16 protein-coding genes are annotated in these 18,053 nt (G+C 70.5%); 8 read left to right on the top strand and 8 right to left on the bottom strand.

Translation table 11 applies throughout. The features are described 5' to 3' along the window. Positions 1-108 precede the first annotated feature (108 nt). Positions 109-1,296 carry a low temperature requirement protein A gene (locus ACIA8D_RS32475; protein ID WP_399237751.1) on the bottom strand — a complete coding sequence of 396 codons (1,188 nt, stop codon included), beginning with the start codon at positions 1,294-1,296 and terminating at the stop codon, positions 109-111. 301 nt (positions 1,297-1,597) lie between these two features. Here ACIA8D_RS32475 and pflB point away from each other — a divergent pair, with 301 nt between their 5' ends. Genes pflB through ACIA8D_RS32460 form a run of 3 tightly spaced genes read left to right on the top strand, consistent with a single transcriptional unit; the run spans position 1,598 to position 4,967 of the window. Next, positions 1,598-3,868, top strand: a complete 2,271-nt coding sequence (gene pflB, locus ACIA8D_RS32470) for a formate C-acetyltransferase (RefSeq protein ID WP_399237750.1) — start codon at positions 1,598-1,600, stop codon at positions 3,866-3,868. 48 nt (positions 3,869-3,916) lie between these two features. Further along, positions 3,917-4,720 (top strand): pyruvate formate-lyase-activating protein, encoded by an 804-nt coding sequence (gene pflA / locus ACIA8D_RS32465; protein WP_399237749.1) that lies wholly within the window; start codon positions 3,917-3,919, stop codon positions 4,718-4,720. 46 nt (positions 4,721-4,766) lie between these two features. Beyond that, complete coding sequence (locus ACIA8D_RS32460) at positions 4,767-4,967, top strand: hypothetical protein (protein WP_399237748.1); 201 nt, start codon at positions 4,767-4,769, stop codon at positions 4,965-4,967. A gap of 19 nt (positions 4,968-4,986) precedes the next feature. Here the strand turns inward: ACIA8D_RS32460 and mscL are convergent, their stop codons facing one another. The 6 genes from mscL to ACIA8D_RS32430 form a co-directional block, all read right to left on the bottom strand. Continuing rightward, a complete protein-coding gene (mscL, locus tag ACIA8D_RS32455; protein ID WP_399237773.1) occupies positions 4,987-5,454 on the bottom strand; it encodes a large conductance mechanosensitive channel protein MscL in 468 nt (155 codons plus the stop codon). A 114-nt stretch (positions 5,455-5,568) separates the two neighbouring features. Beyond that, positions 5,569-6,129, bottom strand: a complete 561-nt coding sequence (locus tag ACIA8D_RS32450) for a hypothetical protein (protein ID WP_399237747.1) — start codon at positions 6,127-6,129, stop codon at positions 5,569-5,571. Between the two features lie 226 nt (positions 6,130-6,355). Continuing rightward, a complete protein-coding gene (locus ACIA8D_RS32445) occupies positions 6,356-7,219 on the bottom strand; it encodes an S-methyl-5'-thioadenosine phosphorylase (protein WP_399237746.1) in 864 nt (287 codons plus the stop codon). 84 nt (positions 7,220-7,303) lie between these two features. After that, positions 7,304-7,639 (bottom strand): FmdB family zinc ribbon protein, encoded by a 336-nt coding sequence (locus ACIA8D_RS32440; protein ID WP_399237745.1) that lies wholly within the window; start codon positions 7,637-7,639, stop codon positions 7,304-7,306. A gap of 69 nt (positions 7,640-7,708) precedes the next feature. Then, entirely contained in the window at positions 7,709-9,001 is a 1,293-nt protein-coding gene (locus ACIA8D_RS32435) for an MFS transporter (RefSeq protein ID WP_399237744.1), read from the bottom strand. 236 nt (positions 9,002-9,237) lie between these two features. After that, the gene (locus tag ACIA8D_RS32430; protein WP_399237743.1) at positions 9,238-10,695 is read right to left on the bottom strand and encodes a potassium/proton antiporter; all 1,458 of its coding nucleotides are present in this window, start codon (positions 10,693-10,695) and stop codon (positions 9,238-9,240) included. Between the two features lie 246 nt (positions 10,696-10,941). Between ACIA8D_RS32430 and ACIA8D_RS32425 the strand changes: the two genes are divergently transcribed. Beyond that, on the top strand, positions 10,942-13,695 hold the full coding sequence (locus ACIA8D_RS32425; protein ID WP_399237742.1) for a penicillin acylase family protein: 2,754 nt from the start codon (positions 10,942-10,944) through the stop codon (positions 13,693-13,695). A 70-nt stretch (positions 13,696-13,765) separates the two neighbouring features. Here the strand turns inward: ACIA8D_RS32425 and ACIA8D_RS32420 are convergent, their stop codons facing one another. Next, positions 13,766-14,398 carry a 5-formyltetrahydrofolate cyclo-ligase gene (locus ACIA8D_RS32420; protein ID WP_399237740.1) on the bottom strand — a complete coding sequence of 211 codons (633 nt, stop codon included), beginning with the start codon at positions 14,396-14,398 and terminating at the stop codon, positions 13,766-13,768. 94 nt (positions 14,399-14,492) lie between these two features. Between ACIA8D_RS32420 and galU the strand changes: the two genes are divergently transcribed. The 4 genes from galU (at position 14,493) to ACIA8D_RS32400 (ending at position 18,040) form a co-directional block, all read left to right on the top strand. Further along, positions 14,493-15,395 (top strand): UTP--glucose-1-phosphate uridylyltransferase GalU, encoded by a 903-nt coding sequence (gene galU, locus ACIA8D_RS32415; RefSeq protein WP_399237739.1) that lies wholly within the window; start codon positions 14,493-14,495, stop codon positions 15,393-15,395. A gap of 138 nt (positions 15,396-15,533) precedes the next feature. Then, positions 15,534-16,880 carry a gephyrin-like molybdotransferase Glp gene (glp, locus tag ACIA8D_RS32410; protein ID WP_399237737.1) on the top strand — a complete coding sequence of 449 codons (1,347 nt, stop codon included), beginning with the start codon at positions 15,534-15,536 and terminating at the stop codon, positions 16,878-16,880. 96 nt (positions 16,881-16,976) lie between these two features. Further along, a complete protein-coding gene (gene moaC, locus ACIA8D_RS32405) occupies positions 16,977-17,495 on the top strand; it encodes a cyclic pyranopterin monophosphate synthase MoaC (protein WP_399237736.1) in 519 nt (172 codons plus the stop codon). Further along, on the top strand, positions 17,492-18,040 hold the full coding sequence (locus tag ACIA8D_RS32400) for a molybdenum cofactor biosynthesis protein B (RefSeq protein ID WP_399237735.1): 549 nt from the start codon (positions 17,492-17,494) through the stop codon (positions 18,038-18,040). Before moaC ends, ACIA8D_RS32400 begins: the two co-directional genes overlap by 4 nt. Positions 18,041-18,053 lie beyond the last annotated feature (13 nt).

Genomic DNA, 18,053 nt, shown 5'->3' with positions numbered 1-18,053 from the left:
GGCCCGGGCCAGTCCGGGGCGCTGTCCGGGGCGCCGCAGGGGGCGCTGCCCGGTGTACCACCGGCGGCGCTTTCCGGGGCGCCGCCGGGGGGTGTCGGCCGGAGTCGGTCAGGTGGCGGGCCGCGGCTCGCCGCCGCGCGCGGACAGCGTCACTCCGACCACCACCGTGAGTGCCGCGACGATCCCCGCCGCGAGCACCGCCCAGTGCCCCGCGAACGTGCACGCGAGCACCAGCAGCGCACTGACCGGCAAGGTCATCTGCTGGGCGGCCCCCGCCTTGAAGAACCGCGCGTGCAGAGCCCACACCAGGAGCAGGAACACCGCCGTCGGGACGGTCACGGCGGCGGAGGCCGCGGCCGTGGAGATGTGCGCCTTGCCCACGGCCTGCTCGACGGCGACCTCGATGCCCGCTCCGATCGACGCCGCCGACGCGAGGATGAAGAAGTGCCCGTAGCCCCACACGAACGCCTGGCGGTTGCTGCGCAGCCGGTCGTGGATCGGCACCGCGAAGTAGATCCACCAGGCGGCGAATACGACGAGGAGGCCGCCCGCGGCGATCGGCAGGAGCTCGCCGAGCGCGTCGTTCTCCTCGATGCCGGACTTCACCGCGACCGTCGCCGCGGCGATCGTCTCGCCGAGCACGATGATCGTGAACAGGCCGTAGCGCTCGGCGATGTGATGCGGGTGCCAGGACGTCTGCCGGTCCCGCTCCGCGTACACGGGGACGCACATCTCCAGGATCGCCATCGCCAGGAACACCCAGCCCTGCGCCGCCTTGGGTGTGAACAGCAGGGCCAGCCAGCCGACCTGGCAGGCGAGCACTCCGCCCGCGTACCGCAGGGCCACCCGGCGTTCGGCTCCCGTGGTGGAGGCGGCGGCCCGCAGCCAGTGCGTGGCCATGGCGACCCGCATGACCAGGTAGCCCAGGAAGACCACCAGGTAATTGTCGTGCGCGAACGCCTGGGAGACACCGGCCGCGAGCACCAGGACGCCCGCGATCTGGACGAGCGTGATCACGCGGTAGAGCGCGTCGTCGTTGTCGTAGGCCGAGGCGAACCAGGTGAAGTTCATCCACGCCCACCAGATCGCGAAGAAGACGCGCGCGTAGTCGATCACGCCGGCGCCCGAGTGCCCCTCCGCGATCGCGTGCACCAGCTCCGCCCCGCCCTGCGCGACGGCGACGACGAAACAGAGGTCGAAGAACAGCTCCAGCGGGGACGCGGCCCGGTGTTCCTCGTCGCGCCCCCTCTCGACCATGCGGCGGATCGGGGAGCGCTTGTCTGGCGTGGACGTCATGCGCCCACCCCAGCAGATCGGGCCGCGGCGTGGGGGAATCGGCACGCAGTCCACGCATGTGCGGCCACGGCCGGGGTCCCGGAGAACCGGCACATTTCTTGTGAATGTATTCACAAGCGAACAGGGGTCGAAAGTCCCGAGGAAAACCCCAGGTCAGCCGGGAGGTGTCGGGGTTTTCCGGCCCGCAGCAGGGTCCTACGGTCCTGAACTCAGGACCATTGCCGCCCCTCCGGCAGGCCCCGCGGGAGTGCAATGAACACGTAGCAACCCACCGGTCGAAGAGATGGGGAAGGTGCCGCAGATGACTGCCACTCCCGCGGAAAAGACGACGCACGGCGAGGCCTGGGACGGCTTCAAGGGAGGGCTGTGGCGCGACGCCGTCGACGTCCGCGACTTCGTCCAGCAGAACTACACCCCCTACGAGGGCGACGGCTCCTTCCTCGCGGGACCGACCGAACGCACCACCGCCGTCTGGGAGAAGCTCCTCGGGATGTTCCCGGACGAGATCGAGCGCGGCATCCACGACGTGGACGTGCAGACCCCGTCCCGTATCGACGCCTTCAGGCCCGGCTACATCGACGGCACGCCCGCGAATCACAACGACCTCATCGTGGGCCTCCAGACCGACGCCCCGCTCAAGCGCGCGATCATGCCCAACGGTGGCTGGCGCATGGTCGAGGGCGCCCTGAACGCCTATGGCTACGAGGCCGACCCCCAGGTCAGCGACATCTACACCCACCTGCGCAAGACCCACAACGAGGGCGTCTTCGACGCCTACACCCCCGAGATCCGTGCCTGCCGCTCCTCCGGCATCATCACCGGCCTCCCGGACGCCTACGGGCGCGGCCGCATCATCGGCGACTACCGCCGCGTCGCCCTCTACGGCGTCGACCGCCTCATCGCCGCCAAGCAGGCCGACAAGGACGAACTCGCCACCGCCTGGCCCACCGAGCACATCATCCGGGACCGCGAGGAGATCTCCGAGCAGATCAAGGCGCTGAACGAGCTCAAGGCCATGGCCATGTCGTACGGCTACGACATCTCGGGCCCGGCCACCACCGGCCGCGAGGCCGTTCAGTGGCTGTACTTCGCCTACCTCGCCGCCGTGAAGGAGCAGAACGGCGCGGCCATGTCGATCGGCCGCATCGACAACTTCCTCGACATCTACCTGCAGCGCGACATCGAGGCCGGCCGGATCACCGAGTCCGAGGCCCAGGAGTTCATCGACGACTTCGTCATCAAGCTCCGCATCGTCCGCTTCCTGCGCACCCCCGAGTACAACGACCTCTACTCCGGCGACCCGACCTGGGTCACCTGGTCCATGGCCGGCATCGGCGAGGACGGCCGCCCGCTCGTCTCGCGCACCACCTTCCGCGCCCTGCAGACCCTCTACAACCTCGGCCCGGCCCCCGAGCCGAACCTGACGGTCTTCTGGTCGCGCGAGCTCCCCAAGGGCTTCAAGGACTTCGCCTCCCAGGTCGCCATCGATACCTCGGCCATCCAGTTCGAGTCCGACGAGCTGATGCGCCCCAAGTACGGCGACGACACCGCCATCGCCTGCTGCGTCTCCGCGATGGCCGTCGGCAAGCAGATGCAGTTCTTCGGCGCCCGCGTGAACGTCGCCAAGGCGCTCCTCTACGCGATCAACGGCGGCCGCGACGAGAAGTCCGGCAAGCGGGTCGTCGAGGGCTTCGAGCCCATCGAGGGCGAGTACCTCGACTACGCGGTCGTCGCCGAGCGGTACGACGCGATGCTCGACTGGCTGGCGCGGACCTACGTCCACGCGCTCAACGTCATCCACTACATGCACGACAAGTACGCCTACGAGCGCATCGAGATGGCCCTGCACGACCAGGAGATCCTGCGCACCATGGCGTGCGGCATCGCGGGCCTCTCGGTCGCCGCGGACTCCCTGTCGGCGATCAAGCACGCCAAGGTCAAGGTGATCCGCGACGAGACCGGCCTCGCCGTCGACTACGAGATCGAGGGCGACTACCCGGCCTACGGCAACAACGACGACCGGGTCGACGACATCGCCAAGCGCATCGTCCACGGCTTCATGGAGAAGGTCCGCAAGCACCCGACCTACCGGAACGCCGTGCACACCCAGTCGGTGCTGACGATCACCTCGAACGTCGTCTACGGCAAGAAGACCGGCAACACCCCGGACGGCCGCCGCGCCGGCACCCCGTTCGCCCCCGGCGCCAACCCGATGAACGGGCGCGACGAGCACGGCTACATCGCCTCCGCCCTGTCCGTCGCGAAGCTGCCCTACGACGACGCCGAGGACGGCATCTCGCTGACCAACACGATCACCCCGGACGCCCTGGGCCGCACGCCCACCGAGCGGATCGGCAACCTGTCCGGCGTGCTCGACGGCTTCATGGCCAGCGACGGCTTCCACATGAACGTCAACGTCCTGAACAAGGCGACGCTCGAGGACGCCATGGAGCACCCGGAGAACTACCCACAGCTGACCATCCGGGTCTCCGGGTACGCGGTGAACTTCGTCCGCCTGACGCGCGAGCAGCAGCTGGACGTCATCAACCGCACCTTCCACGGCTCCCTCTGAGCCGCTCCTCCCGACCGAGACACCCCGCAGGACACGAGGAGGAACGCCATGACCGTGCTGCTCACCCAGAACCTCACCGCGAACGACGCCGCGACCCCGGCCGCCGCCGCGACCCGTCGGCCCATCGAGGGCTCGGTGCACTCCTGGGACCTGTCGACCGGCGTCGACGGGCCGGGCACCCGCTTCGTGACGTTCCTCTCCGGCTGCCCGCTGACCTGCCTGTACTGCCACAACCCCGACACCTGGAAGATGCGCAACGGCAAGCGCACCGCCGCCGACGTGATCGTCGCCGAAGCCGCCAAGTACACCCGGTTCATCGAGGCGGCCGGCGGCGGCGCCACCATCAGCGGCGGCGAACCCCTGCTCCAGCCGGTCTTCGCCGGCGAGCTGCTGCACCGCTTCAAGCACGAGCTGGGCCTGCACACCGCCCTCGACACCTCGGGCTTCCTCGGCGTCCGCGCCACCGACGCCCTGCTGCGTGACGTGGACCTCGTGCTGCTCGACATCAAGTCCTGGGACCGCGCCACCTACAAGCACGTCACCGGGCGCCCGCTGCAGCCCACCCTCGACTTCGCACACCGCCTCGCCGACCTCGGCAAGAACGTGTGGGTGCGCTTCGTGCTCGTGCCGGGACTGACCGACGACCCCGCCAACATCGAGGGCGTCGCCGCCTTCGCGGGCTCCCTCGGCAACGTCTCCCGGGTCGACGTGCTGCCCTTCCACAAGCTCGGCGAGGCGAAGTGGCAGGCGCTGGGCAAGACCTTCACGCTGCACGACACCCCCTCGCCCACCCCCGAGCAGCTCGCCTCCGCCAAGGCGATCTTCGAGTCCCACGGCCTCACGGCCGTCTGACCCGGCGCCGCGGGGGCCGTCGCCCCCGGCGACGTACCCTGGAGCCATGAGCAGCCCCGCCCCCGACCCCGAGAAGCGCGATCCGAAGAAGCGCGACCCCAAGGCCGCGCTGATCTTCGACGATCCGCTGACGGCGCAGTCCTCCGACGACACGGACCGCGGCTGGGGCGAGCGGCCGACGGCCGCCGACAACAGCGCCGCCGACCTGGCCCGCTTCCTCGACGAGAAGCCGCCCCACCACATCTGAAGGGCCGCGGCGAGCCCCGCTAGGGCTCGGTGTGCCCCGAGCCGCGCTGCGCGACGAGCGCGTCGCGGATCTCCTTGAGCACCTCCAGCTCGGAGACCTCCAGGACCTCCTGGGTGCCTTCCTTCTCCGCCTTCTTCGCGGCCTGCCGGGCGAGATACTTGGCCATCGGGAGCACCATCAGGAAGTACACGACGGCCGCAGTGATGATGAAGCTGATGGCGGCACTGAGGACCGTGCCCCACATGATCTGGATGCTGTCGTCGCTGCCGGGTTTGCACGAGCCCTTGAGGCAGTACGCGTACTTGTTCAGATCCTGCGTTCCGAACGCGCCGACGATCGGGTTGATGACCCCTTCCACCACCGCGTTCACGATGTTGGTGAATGCGGCGCCGATGACCACGGCGACCGCGAGGTCGATCACATTGCCCCGCATGAGGAAGGCCTTGAAGCCTTCCCACAGGCTCGGTTCGTTGTTCTCGCTCACCAGAAGGCCTCTCTTCACATGTCCAGGTTGTGGAGCAAACGCTTCCGCAACCTACGACAGTTCGGGTCAGACCTGTCCAATTCGGTAGCTCGAACGAGGGACTTGGGGAGAGATACGTCACCACACCGTCACCGCCAACCTAGAGGCGGCTCCGGCGCCCGCGAGCCGCGTCGCGGTCGCGCGTTCCACCGTCAGCACCACCAACGCCCCGCCCGCCGCCGAGGTTTCGCCGACTCCGCCGCCTTGACCGAGAGTTGGCCCCGGCTTCGGAACGGAGGCCACGCGGGCGCCGGACGCGAGTACCCGCACCCCCGCCCCGCCGTCCGCCCGCGCCGCCACCACGTCGACCCGGTCGCCCGGCCGCAGCAGCCGCACGGCCCCGGCGTCCGCGATCCGTACGGGCGCCGACACCGTCACGGCGGACGCGGCGGCCCGCCCGCCCGGCGCCGCCCCGGCCCGCGGGGGCTCGGGCCCGCCTCCCGCGCCGGACGACGGCACCGCGGCCACCAGCGCCGCGGCGGTCAGGGCGAGCCCCGCCGCCACGGCCGGCCGGCGTCGGCGCCCGCCCGGGCGCCCCGGCCGCCACCGCCCGCCGCGCACCCGCACGGGAGGGAAGGGCGGCACCTCGGACGTCGGAGGAATGCCGAGCTCGTACGGGACAGGTACAGATGCGGACACAGTCGTCACCGCCTGCGGATCGGTCGGGCCGGACGGGCGCCGCGCCCGTCTCGCCGAACACGATCCGCCGCCGCGCCGCATCCCGCCGGAGCCCGTGCATTACCGAGTGGTTGTGGACAACTCCCTCACCCGAAGGGACAGTTCCGGCGTCGGGAGCCCCGGCGCCGCGAGCCCAGCCTCGGATCCCCGCGTCCCGGCAGCCGGAACCGAGTGCCGAAGGCCGGCGTCACGGCAACCGGAACCCCGGATCCATCCCGCCCAGCGCCGACGCGCACGAGCAGTCCCGCTCCGCGTCCGCCGGCAGCGCCGCCACCGCGTCGAACAGCACCGTCCGCAGTCGGTCCACATTGGCCGCGAAGACCTGGAGCACCTCGTCGTGCGAGACGCCCTCGCCGCTCTCCGCGCCCGCGTCCAGATCCGTGACGAGGGTCAACGACGTGTAGCAGAGCTCCAGTTCACGGGCGAGCATCGCCTCCGGGTGCCCGGTCATCCCGACCACCGACCAGCCCATGGCGGCATGCCACTTCGACTCGGCGCGAGTGGAGAACCGGGGCCCCTCGACGACCACGAGCGTCCCGCCGTCCACCGGCTCCCAGCCCTTGCCGCGCGCGGCCTTCACCGCGACCCGGCGCCCGGCAGGGCAGTACGGGTCGGCCGGCGAGACGTGCACGACGTTCGGCACGGTTCCGTCCGGCAGCGGCTCACCGTCGAAGTAGGTCTGCACCCGCGCCTTCGTACGGTCCACGAACTGGTCGGGCACGAGCAGCGTCCCCGGCCCGTACTCGGGCCGCAGGCCGCCCACCGCGCACGGACCGAGGACCTGGCGCACGCCCACGGAACGCAACGCCCACAGGTTGGCGCGGTAGTTGATGCGGTGCGGCGGCAGATGGTGGCCGCGCCCGTGCCGGGGCAGGAAGGCGACCCGCCGCCCTGCCACCTCACCGAGGAAGAGCGAGTCGCTCGGTGGCCCGTAGGGGGTGTCGACGCGAACCTCTGTCACGTCGTCCAGGAACGAGTAGAAGCCGGAGCCGCCGATCACACCGATCTCGGCGGCGGCATGTGCGTGTACGTTCCCTGAGTTGGTCGCCATGGGGCAGCACACTAGTCACGCCGGGAACGCCGAAGACCCTGTCGTCCGAAGACGACAGGGTCTCGTAAGAATTCGCGGCGCCGCTTACGCGGCGGAGGACGTCGAAGAGCTCGAGGAGCTGGACGAGCTCGAAGAGGTCGACGTCGACGACTTCGAGTCCGAGGAGGACTTCGAGTCGGCGGACTTCGACTCCGAGCCGGACGACGACGCCGAGGACGAGGCCGGGCTGCTGCTCGACGAGGAACCGCGGCTGTCATTGCGGTAGAAGCCGGAGCCCTTGAACACGATACCGACGGCCGAGAACACCTTCTTCAGGCGACCCTGGCATGCGGGGCACACGGTCAGGGACTCGTCGGTGAACTTCTGCACCGCCTCGAGGCCCTCGCCGCACTCGGTGCACTGGTACTGGTAAGTCGGCACTGTGTCTTCCTCCTGGCACTCTCACTCGTTGAGTGCTAACGACGATCCATAGTGACCTATTCCGCGGGATCAGTCCACTGCCACGGGCTCGCGGTGACCCACACCACGTGCCACGGTCCGCCCCGTGGAGGGCGGCGTGAGCCGCGAGCGCAGCAGGAACATGACCACCAGGGCGAGCACCGTGCCGCCCATCGGGACGAGGAATCCGGCACCGTCCCAGAGGCGGTCCTCCAGCTGTCCGGCCACCGACACGGCGGCCGCCTGACCGAGCGCGACCGCGCCGGTCAGCCAGGTGAAGGCCTCGGTGCGGGAGCCCACGGGGACGATCTTCTCGACCAGCGTGTAGCCCGTGATCAGGGACGGCGCGATGCACACGCCGACCAGCAGGCCGAGCCCGGCGAGCAGCACCACGGACTGTGCCGCCCACAGCCCCGAGGCCATGACGGCGAGCGCCGTGTAGCCGACGAGCAGCCGGCGCTGCGGGGCGATCTTCCACGCGATGGCGCCGCAGACCAGGCCGGAGAGCATGTTGCCCGCGGCGAAGATCCCGTACAGGACGCCGTTGAGGCCGGGCTCGCCGATCGACTCGGTGTACGCGGCGAGCGAGACCTGCATGCCGCCGAAGACGGAGCCGATGCCGAGGAACGTGACGATCAGCACGCGCACACCGGGGACGCGGAGCGCGGAGGTGTGCTGCACGCGCGCGTGCTCCTCCAGGCCGGCCACGGGAGGCTGGGTGCCCTTCTGGGCGGCGAACAGGAGGCCGCCGACGAGCGTGAGCGCCGCCTCGGTGAGCAGGCCCGCGGCCGGGTCGATGCCGGTGCACAGGGCCGTGGCGAACAGCGGGCCGAGCACGAACGTGAACTCGTCGGTGACCGACTCGAAGGCGGCGGCCGTCTGCATCAGCGGTGAATCCTGCAGCTTCACGCCCCAGCGGGCGCGCACCATGGGCCCGATCTGCGGTGTCGAGGCACCCGTGGGTACGGCGGCCAGGAACAGCGTCCACGTAGGGGCTCCGGACAGCGCGAGCGCGGTGAGCGTGAGGCCCGCCGCGGAGTGCACGAGCACGCCGGGCAGCAGTACGGCGCGCTGCCCGAAGCGGTCGGCCAGCTTGCCGCTGTAGGGCGCGAAGAGCGCCATGGCGACACCGGTCGTCGCGGAGACCGCGCCGGCGGTGCCGTAGGAGCCGGTGGTGTGCTGCACGAGCAGCACGATGGAGATCGTGAGCATCGCGAACGGCTGGCGCGCCGCGAAGCCGGGAAGCAGGAACGTCCAGGCCCCGCGGGTGCGCAGGAGCTGCCCGTAGCCGGGGCGCGGGGCGCGCTGGGTGCCGGGTTCGGTGACCGTGTCCCTCTGTGGCACGGTCCTCGCCTTTCTGCCGCCTGGTAGCGCGGGCCTCCTGGTCGAGGGGGTGCGCGCCGAGAGCCGTCCTCATGCGCCGGGAACCGAGTGATACCTACGGTCCGCGCCAGGAGAGGCCCTGGGCCAAGCAGACGGGGCGCTGCGAAGCACTGTGCTGCAAGGGGACCGCGGCCGCTTTGCGGTCGCGCCGGCTCTACGTCAGGCAGAGTCGGTCGTACATGGTCTGTGCGTCCATGCTAACGGGCTTCCGGGCCCGCGGTGCCCAGCCAGCCGGCCAGCTTGCCGCCCTGGGTGACGGCCCGCAGGCGCGCCTCCGCGGCGTCGCGCACCGGGTCGGTGGCGACCACCAGGAGTTCGTCGCCCTTGCGCAGCACGGTGGTCGGGGCGGGCACGGAGGAGGTGCCGTCGCGGACGACGAGCGTGACGGCGGCGCCCTTGGGCAGCCGGAGTTCGCCGACCTCCACGCCGTGCATCCGCGAGCCCTCCGGGATGGAGACGGACAGCAGGTGTCCGCGCAGCCGCTCCAGGGGCGCCGACTCGATGCCGAGGTCGGCGGCGTCGGAGTTGGCGGCCAGGCGCAGCTTTCCGGCGAGCCACGGCAGCGTCGGTCCCTGGACGAGGGTGTAGACGACGACCAGGACGAAGACGATGTTGAAGATCCGCTGGCTGTCGGCGACGCCCGTGACCATGGGGATGGTCGCCAAAATGATGGGCACGGCGCCGCGCAGCCCGGCCCACGACATGAGGGCCTCCTCCGCCCACGGTATGCGGAAGGGCACCAGGCTGACGACGACCGACAGGGGCCGCGCGACCATCGTGAGCACGAGGCCGATGATCAGCGCGGGCACGATGTCGTCGGCCAGCTCGTGCGGGGTGACGAGCAGGCCGAGCAGGACGAACATGCCGATCTGCGCGATCCAGCCGAGCCCCTCGGCGAAGCCGCGGGTGGCCGGCCAGTGCGGCAGCTTGGCGTTGCCCATCACCATCGCGGCCAGGTAGACGGCGAGGAATCCGCTGCCGTGGGCCATGGCGCCCGCGGCGTACGCGGACGTGGCGATGGCCATCACGGCGATCGGGTAGAGGCCGGAGGCGGGCAGGGCCACGTGCCGCAGGCCGAAGGAGCCCAGCCAGCCGACCGCGAGGCCGATGGCGGCGCCGATCGCCAGCTCCAGGGCGATCTCGCCGATGAGGACGTACCAGTGCTCCATGGGGCCGGCGGCGGAGAACGCGACGACGAGGATGACGACCGGGGCGTCGTTGAAACCGGACTCCGCCTCCAGGACGCCGGTCACGCGCGCGGGGAGCGGCACCCTGCGCAGCACGGAGAAGACCGCCGCCGCGTCCGTGGAGGACACCACGGCGCCGATGATGAGTGCCTGTTGCCACGCGAGGCCCACCAGGTAGTGCGCGCCCGCGGCCGTCACGCCCACGCTCACCGCGACGCCCGCGAGTGACAGGGCGGCGGCAGCGGGCAGGGCGGGCTTGATCTGTTTCCACTTCGTGCCCAGACCGCCTTCGGCGAGGATCACGACGAGCGCCGCGTAGCCGATGACCTGGGTCATTTCGGCATTGCTGAAGTCGACGTGACCGAAGCCGTCCTGGCCCATGGCGACGCCGATGCCGAGGTAGAGCAGAAGGCTGGGCAGTCCGCTGCGCGAGGAGATGCGCACGGCGGCGACGGCCACGAGCAGCACGAGGGCGCCGACGAGCAGGAGCTGGTTGAGCTGGTGGACAGTCAGGGGCCGTTCCTTCCAGGAGGGGCACTGCGACAGGGAAGTTACTTCGTTACCTTACCTAACCGTTAACGCTTTCTTGATGCCGGATGCGTCACGCCGTCGTCACCGGGACCCCGCATCCCGACTCCGCGTCCGAGGCCGCACCCCAGTGCTCGTAAGGTTGCTCTCGCCCCGCCCGGTTAGCGAAGGACAGCAAGGACCGCGATGCCCTCCACTACGAACGCCTCTGCCGGCCGCCCGCCCGGCAAGAAGAAGGGGCGCCGAGCCCGACTGATCGTGATCGTCCTCGTGTTGGCCGTTCTCGCGGGCCTCGGATTCGGCGCCTACTGGAGCGTCGACAGCGTCCGCGCGTCCATGCCGCAGACGACGGGGTCGATCCAACTCGACGGGCTCGACGGACCGGTTCAGGTCAAGCGGGACAGCTACGGGATCCCGCAGATCTACGCGTCCACGGATCACGACCTGTTCATGGCGCAGGGCTACGTGCAGGCGCAGGACCGGTTCTACGAGATGGACGTGCGGCGCCATACGACCTCCGGTCGGCTCTCCGAGATGTTCGGCAAGGGCCAGGTCAAGACCGATGAGTTCCTGCGCACCATGGGCTGGCATCGCGTGGCGCAGAAGGAGTACGACTCCAAGCTGTCGCCCTCGACCAAGAAGTACCTCCAGGCGTACTCCAAGGGAGTCAACTCCTACCTGGGAGGCAAGAGCGGCAAGGACATCTCCGCGGAGTACGTCGCGCTCGGCTTCGAGAACGACTACAAGCCGCAGAAGTGGTCGCCGGTGGACTCGGTGGCCTGGCTCAAGGCGATGGCCTGGGACCTGCGCGGCAACATGCAGGAGGAGATCGACCGCTCGCTGATGACGAGCCGGCTCGGCCCGAAGCAGATCGCCGACCTGTACCCCGACTACCCGTACGCGCGGCACAAGCCGATCGTGCAGGAGGGCGGGTACAACAGCGCCACGAAGTCGTACGACGCGGCTTCCGGCGGCGGTACGGGCACGCAGTCGGCCGGGGCGGCGGGCACCGGCCTGGCGGGCGACGCAGGGGCCCCCAGCGGCCTCCAGAGCCAGCTGGGCGGTCTCTCCAAGGTCCTGGACGAGATCCCCGACTCCGCGGGCCTCGGCCCCAACGGCAACGGCATCGGCTCCAACTCGTGGGTGGTCTCGGGCGACCACACCATCACCGGCAAGCCGCTGCTCGCCAACGACCCGCACCTGGCGCCGCAACTGCCGTCCGTCTGGTACCAGATGGGCCTGCACTGCACGAGCGTCTCCAGCAAGTGCCAGTACGACACCTCGGGTTACACCTTCGCGGGCATGCCGGGCGTGGTCATCGGCCACAACCAGAACATCTCCTGGGGCCTGACCAACTCGGGTGTCGACGTCACCGACCTCTACCTGGAGAAGTTCAGCGGCGACGGCTACCTGGTCGACGACAGGACGGTGCCGTTCAAGACCCGCAAGGAGACCATCAAGGTCGCGGGCGGCGACTCCAAGACGATCACGGTGCGCGAGACCGACAACGGGCCACTGCTGTCCGACCGCGACTCCGAACTCGTCAAGGTCGGCAAGAAGGCCGGCGTGGACGCGGCGGCCCCCGACAGAGGCGACGGCTACGGCATCGCGCTGCGCTGGACCGCACTGCAGCCGGGCAACACCATGGACGCCGTCTTCAACCTCGACAAGGCGTCGAACTGGTCCGAGTTCCGCAAGGCGTCCGCCGACTTCCAGGTGCCGTCGCAGAACCTCACGTACGCCGACACCGAGGGCAACATCGGCTACCAGCTGCCGGGCCGCATCCCGACCCGCGGCGAGGGCGACGGCTCGCTGCCGTCCCCCGGCTGGGACTCCAAGTACCGCTGGAGCGGCTACATCAAGCAGTCCGAGCTGCCCTACGAGTTCAACCCCAAGCGCGGCTACATCGTGACCGCCAACCAGGCCGTGGTCGACGACAGCTACCCGTACACGCTGACCAAGGACTGGGGCTACGGCACCCGCAGCCAGCGCATCACCGACCTGATCGAGTCGAAGATCAAGGACGGCGGGAAGATCTCCACGGACGACATGCGCACCATGCAGATGGACAACAGCAGCGAGATCGCCAAGCTCCTGGTGCCCTATCTGCAGAAGATCGACATCAAGGACCCGGACGTCCGCGAGGCGCAGCAGCTCCTGGAGAACTGGGACTACACACAGAACCCGGACTCCGCCGCCGCGGCCTACTTCAACTCGGTGTGGCGCAACATCCTCAAGCTCGCCTTCGGCAACAAGCTGCCCAAGGAGCTGCGGGTCGACGGCCAGTGCCTGAGCGTCGCGCCGGTCGACAAGACGGGCCCCGCCGACGAGGACCGCAAGGTCCGCGAGTGCGGCGAGCGGGACACGCACTCGGCGCAGCCGGACGGCGGCGACCGCTGGTTCGAGGTCGTCCGAAAGATCATCAAGGATCCGAAGAACGACTGGTGGAAGACGCCGGGCAGCCGCACGAACGCCCCCACCGAGAACCGTGACCAGCTGTTCGCACGCGCCATGGAGGACGCCCGCTGGGACCTCACGGCCAAGCTCGGCAAGGACATCGACTCCTGGAGCTGGGGCCGGCTGCACAAGCTGGAGCTGAAGAACCAGACGCTGGGCACCGAGGGCCCCGGCTGGCTGCAGTACGTGCTCAACCGCGGCCCCTGGAAGCTGGGCGGCGGCGAGGCGGCCGTGAACGCCACCGGCTGGAACGCCGCGGGCGGCTACGGGGTCGACTGGGTGCCGTCCATGCGGATGGTGGTCAACATGGCGGACCTCGACAAGTCGAAGTGGATCAACCTCACGGGCGCCTCGGGGCACACCTTCAGCGACCACTACACGGACCAGACCGAGAAGTGGACCAAGGGCGACCTGTTGCCGTGGCACTTCTCCGAGAAGGCCGTCGGTGACAACACCGAGGACTCGCTGGTCCTGAAGCCGTAGCGGCGATCAACACCGAAAGGGGCCTCCACGCGCGCGTGGAGGCCCCTTTCGCATGCTCGGTGCCGGGCCGTCAGAAGCGCCGCACGCCCGAGGGCGTCACCACCGCGTCCACGGCCTTGTCGTGCGCTTCCTGGGGGAGGTGCGCGACGACCTCGTTGTCGTGCAGCAGCACGACCAGCGCGGGCCGCGTACCGGCCGCCTCCAGGCGCGCGAGCACCCGGTCGTACGAGCCGCCGCCGCGGCCGAGCCGCATCCCGCGCGCGTCCACGGCCAGCCCCGGCAGCAGCACCACGTCCGCCTCCAGGACGGCAGCGGGGCCGAGCCGCTCGCCGCCGGGCTCCAACAGGGCCATCTTTCCCGGGTGGTGCACCGTGGTGAGCGAGGCCGCCCCGTCGTACGCGCCCCAGTCCAGGTCGTTGTCGGGCAGCAGGGCGGGCAGCAGGACGCGCGTCCCGCGGGCGCGGAGGGCGTCGAGGAGCGCGCCGGTCCCCGGCTCGCCGCCCACGGAGACGTACGCCGCCACCGTGCGGGCCCGCGCCAGCTCGTCGAGTTCGAGAGCGCGGCGGGCCACGGCCCGCTCCGTCTCCCGTACGTCATCCTCCGTCAATGCGTTCCTCACCCGGAGGAACTCCCTGCGCAAGGAACGCTTGTCAGGGTGGGCGCTGCGCGGTTCACCTGCGGGCTCATCGGGGTGCGGACTCATAGCCGGGTCACAAACCTCTCCTATTCGACGCATATATGTGCCTACAAAGCGGACCCACAGATTCCGCCCATAGCAGCCGGATATGGTGACCCGCATGACTGACGCGCACACCAGGATCACCAAGGCTGTCATCCCCGCCGCGGGCCTCGGCACCCGGTTCCTGCCCGCCACGAAGGCGACCCCCAAGGAGATGCTCCCGGTCGTCGACAAGCCGGCGATCCAGTACGTGGTCGAAGAGGCCGCGGCGGCGGGACTCGGCGACGTACTGATGATCACAGGTCGCAACAAGCGCCCGCTCGAGGACCACTTCGACCGCAACCACGAGCTGGAGGCGGCCCTTCAGAAGAAGGGCGACGCCGGCCGCCTGGCCAAGGTCCAGGAGTCCAACGACCTCGCCACCATCCACTACGTGCGCCAGGGCGACCCCAGGGGCCTCGGCCACGCGGTCCTGTGCGCCGCCCCGCACGTGGGTGACGAACCCTTCGCGGTGCTGCTCGGCGACGACCTGATCGACCCCCGCGACCCGCTGCTCCAGAAGATGGTGGAGGTCCAGGAGGAGCACGGCGGCAGCGTCATCGCGCTCATGGAGGTGGACCCCTCCCAGATCCACCTCTACGGATGCGCGGCCGTCCAGGCCACCGACGACGGCGCCGTCGTGCAGGTCACCGACCTGGTGGAGAAGCCCGATCCGGCCGACGCCCCCTCCAACTACGCGATCATCGGCCGCTACGTCCTCGACCCCGCCGTCTTCGACATACTGCGCAAGACAGAGCCCGGCCGCGGCGGCGAGATCCAGCTCACCGACGCGCTCCAGCAGCTCGCCGCCGACGAGAAGATCGGCGGCCCCGTGCACGGCGTCGTCTTCAAGGGCCGCCGCTACGACACCGGCGACCGTGGCGACTACCTCAAGGCGATCGTCCGCCTCGCGTGCGAACGTGAGGACCTGGGACCGGAGTTCCGGGCCTGGCTGCGCGGCTACGTCGCCGAGGAGGTCTGACCCGAGGAGGCCCGACACCCGCGCGGACCTGCGCCCCGGTAGGCACACCGCCTCCGGGGCGTCAGATATTTCCCGTGGTAATAACACCTGAGGCCACCGGAGAATCAGCACACCGGCACGAGGAGCAGGGGAGCAGCAGTGAACAGTTTCAGTGCCACCAAGGATCAGGCGCAGATCTGGTCGGTGGACGAGCATCTGGAGGACGTCCTCGGCACCGTCCACGCGCTCGACCCCATCGAGCTCCAACTCCTCGACGCACAGGGCTGTGTGCTCGTCGAGGAGGTGACGGTCCCGCTGTCGCTGCCGCCGTTCGACAACAGCTCGATGGACGGCTACGCGGTGCGCGTCGCGGACATCGCGGGCGCGAGCGAGAAGTTCCCCGCCGTGCTCACGGTGATCGGCGACGTCGCCGCCGGCCAGGCCGAACAGCCCACCGTCGGCCCCGGCGAGGCCGCCCGCATCATGACCGGCGCCCCGCTGCCGCCCGGTGCCGAGGCCGTCGTCCCCGTCGAGTGGACCGACGGAGGGCTCGGCGCGGGCCCCGTCACCTCGATGGCCGCCCACAGCACGGCCCCTGAGGGCGCCTCGGGAGAGGTCCGCGTGCACCGCCCCGCCGAGGCACGCGCACACGTACGCGCGCAGGGCAGCGACGTCCAGGCCGGCGACCGGGCCCTCACCGCCGGCACCGTCCTCGGCCCGCCGCAGATCGCGCTCCTCGCCGCCATCGGCCGCGGCACCGTACGGGTGTGCCCGCGCCCGCGCGTGGTCGTCGTCTCCACCGGAACCGAACTCGTCCAGCCCGGCGAACAGTTGGCGCCCGGCCAGATCTACGACTCCAACAGCTTCGCCCTCACCGCCGCCGCCCGCGACGCCGGAGCCATCGCCTACCGGGTGGGCGCGGTCGACGACGACGCCGAGACGCTCCGCTCCACCATCGAGGACCAGCTCATCCGCGCCGACCTCATCGTCACCACGGGCGGCGTCAGCGTCGGCGCGTACGACGTGGTCAAGGAGGCCCTCACCGGCATCGGCGACCCGGAGGACGAGGAGGGCATCGGGGCCGGCAGCGGCGTCGAGTTCCGCAAGCTCGCCATGCAGCCCGGCAAGCCCCAGGGCTTCGGCTCCATCGGCCCCGACCACACCCCGCTGCTCGCGCTGCCGGGCAACCCCGTGTCCTCGTACGTCTCCTTCGAACTGTTCGTACGGCCCGCGATCCGCGCCCTGATGGGCCTGCCCGAGGGCGCCGTGCACCGCCCGAAGGCCCGCGCGACCCTCACCGCCGACAAGGCGCTGACCTCGCCCTCGGGCAAGCGCCAGTTCCTGCGCGGCGTGTACGACGCCGAGGCCGGCGAGGTCGCCCCCGTCGGCGGCGCCGGCTCCCACCTCATCGCGGCGCTCGCACAGGCGGACTCGCTCATCGTGGTCCCCGAGGACACCACGTCGGTGGAGCCTGGCACCGAGGTGGACGTGGTCCTGCTGGGCTGACGGGGCCGACTGTCGGAGGCTCGCGATAGCGTGTCGCGCACAAATCGTCCGGCGCGCCGCACCGCGCACGGCTCGGATCGGGAGCGCCACAGCACCATGAGCACTTCGCAGAATCAACAGGACCAGCAGGACCGGACCGACCGGCTCACGCACATCGACGAGGCGGGCGCCGCCCGCATGGTCGACGTGTCGCAGAAGGACGTCACCGCGCGCACCGCCCGCGCCAGCGGCCGCGTCCTCGTCTCGCCGCGCGTGGTGGAGCTGCTGCGTGGCGAGGGCGTGCCCAAGGGCGACGCGCTCGCCACGGCGCGCATCGCGGGAATCATGGGCGCCAAGCGCACCCCCGACCTGATCCCGCTCTGCCACCCGCTGGCCGTGTCCGGGGTCAAGCTCGACCTGGCCGTGGCGGACGACGCCGTGGAGATCCTCGCCACCGTGAAGACCACGGACCGCACGGGCGTCGAGATGGAGGCGCTCACGGCCGTCTCGGTCGCCGCGCTCACCGTCGTCGACATGGTCAAGGCCGTCGACAAGGGCGCCGTCATCTCCGACGTCCGGGTCGAGGAGAAGACGGGCGGCAAGTCCGGAACCTGGAACCGGGAGGCCCGGGCATGACCGACAGCTACCGCGCCCTCGTCGTCACGGCCTCCAACAGGGCCGCCGCCGGTGTCTACGAGGACAAGGGCGGCCCGCTGATCGCGGAGGGCCTCGGAAAGCTCGGCTTCGCCGTCGAGGGCCCCCAAGTGGTTCCGGACGGCGACCCGGTCGAGGCCGCCCTGCGGGCCGCGGTCGAGGCGGCGTACGACGTCGTGATCACCACCGGCGGCACCGGCATCTCGCCCACTGACGGCACCCCCGAGGCGACGGCCCGCGTCCTCGACCGCGAGGTGCCGGGCATCGCGGAGGCGATCCGAGCGTACGGCCGGGAGAAAGTGCCCACGGCGGCGCTCTCGCGTGGCCTCGCGGGGGTCGCCGGGCGCACACTGATCGTGAACCTGCCGGGTTCCAGCGGGGGCGTGAAGGACGGGCTCGCCGTCCTCGGGCCGCTGCTGACCCACGCCGTCGACCAGATCCACGGCGGCGACCACCCGCGAAGCGATTCCGGACCCGTCGGAAGCGGGTCCAGACCCGACGCCCAGGCCCCCGGGGGTGCGCACTGAACAGCCCGTCGTG

It is taken from the genome of Streptomyces sp. NPDC051684 (assembly GCF_044453445.1).
Classification (GTDB): Bacteria; Actinomycetota; Actinomycetes; order Streptomycetales; family Streptomycetaceae; genus Streptomyces.
This window is presented reverse-complemented; position numbering and strand designations above follow the sequence as displayed.

Bases quoted from the DNA above. Each gene is read 5' to 3' on its own strand.
- ACIA8D_RS32475 (WP_399237751.1), bottom strand. From the start codon at position 1,296: ATGACGTCCACGCCAGACAAGCGCTCCCCGATCCGCCGCATGGTCGAG.
- pflB (WP_399237750.1), top strand. From the start codon at position 1,598: ATGACTGCCACTCCCGCGGAAAAGACGACGCACGGCGAGGCCTGGGAC.
- pflA (WP_399237749.1), top strand. From the start codon at position 3,917: ATGACCGTGCTGCTCACCCAGAACCTCACCGCGAACGACGCCGCGACC.
- ACIA8D_RS32460 (WP_399237748.1), top strand. From the start codon at position 4,767: ATGAGCAGCCCCGCCCCCGACCCCGAGAAGCGCGATCCGAAGAAGCGC.
- ACIA8D_RS32445 (WP_399237746.1), bottom strand. From the start codon at position 7,219: ATGGCGACCAACTCAGGGAACGTACACGCACATGCCGCCGCCGAGATC.
- ACIA8D_RS32425 (WP_399237742.1), top strand. From the start codon at position 10,942: ATGCCCTCCACTACGAACGCCTCTGCCGGCCGCCCGCCCGGCAAGAAG.
- ACIA8D_RS32420 (WP_399237740.1), bottom strand. From the start codon at position 14,398: ATGAGTCCGCACCCCGATGAGCCCGCAGGTGAACCGCGCAGCGCCCAC.
- galU (WP_399237739.1), top strand. From the start codon at position 14,493: ATGACTGACGCGCACACCAGGATCACCAAGGCTGTCATCCCCGCCGCG.
- moaC (WP_399237736.1), top strand. From the start codon at position 16,977: ATGAGCACTTCGCAGAATCAACAGGACCAGCAGGACCGGACCGACCGG.
- ACIA8D_RS32400 (WP_399237735.1), top strand. From the start codon at position 17,492: ATGACCGACAGCTACCGCGCCCTCGTCGTCACGGCCTCCAACAGGGCC.